General features: G+C 45.7%; 1 protein-coding gene. It reads left to right on the forward strand.

Going from position 1 to position 1176, the window contains the following annotated elements; genetic code table 11:
* Positions 1-1176 (forward strand): ATPase RavA stimulator ViaA (gene viaA, locus R7E42_RS24870; RefSeq protein ID WP_318073215.1); only part of this gene is annotated, 1176 nt, incomplete at both ends.

The following is a 1176-nucleotide window of genomic DNA, read 5'->3' on the forward strand; positions in this document are numbered from 1 at the left end:
CGAGTTTTTTGAGCGCATAGAGGATGTGATCAAAAAGCTTGAGTGGCACTCCGCGTTTTATATGCAAGCACGCCGCATGATGGAGAAAAACAAAGGGGTTAATAACCCTATGTTCCCGCATTACTTCTGTGACCAATGGTATCAAAGCCTCGCTGATGCAATTAAACAGGCGCAAGTAAGTGAGTTAGAAGCCAACAAAGAGAAAGTTCTTAACGATCTGTATCAACGTATGGAAACCATGCGCAATATGGATAAAGTGCCGGAATCTGGCGACGCTGAAAGCGTAGGGCGATTGTGGGATATGGCTTCGGCAAAACTCAGCAAAACCGATTTAACGGTGATGAAGCGTCATGCGGAGTTTTTGAAAAAGCACAAAGGCTTGCAAGAAATCGCAGAACAGCTTGGACGTCTGGCTGGGCAAGTGCCTGCTCATGACTTAAACCGTGCACCAGCAGGAGAGCTAAAAAAGGTTGAAGAAACACACAACGAAGCGACGGATGATATCGTCGGTATCCATGAAAGTGACGATCTCAACAAGCTGCTGCCAAACGAGACCATGTTTTTGGCTTACCCTGAGCTAGAAGTTGTGTTCTACAAGCATCTGGTCGACAAGCGTTTAATGAACTATCGCACGCAAGGTAAATCTCGCACTTTACGTAAAGTCAAAGCGCATCGTCCAGACAACAAAGCTGTGGATATCGAAAAAGGGCCGTTCATCGTCTGTGTGGATGCCTCTGGCTCGATGAGTGGTTTCCCTGAGCAGTGCGCAAAAGCGATGGCGTATGCGTTAATGCAGATCGCACTGGCCGAACAGCGCGATTGTTACGTGATCATTTTCTCTACTGAACACATTACCTATGAGCTCACCAAACAAGATGGTTTGCGTGAGGCCGCCGATTTCTTAACGTACAGTTTCCATGGTGGTACAGATTTGGAGCCAACGCTTATCAAATCCATCGATTTGATGAGTGGAGATAAATACAAAAACGCCGACATGGTGGTAATTTCTGATTTTATTGCGCCAAAACAGCAAGATGAGTTGTTGGCAAAAGTGGATGCGCTTAAAGCGAAGAAAAACCGCTTCCATGCGATCAGTTTATCTAAATACGGAAACCCTGCGTTAATGTCGATGTTTGATCATACTTGGTCTTACCATCCAAACGTTGTGGGACGTTT

Source organism: Vibrio sp. Vb1337 (genome assembly GCF_033338715.1).
GTDB lineage: Bacteria > Pseudomonadota > Gammaproteobacteria > Enterobacterales > Vibrionaceae > Vibrio > Vibrio alginolyticus.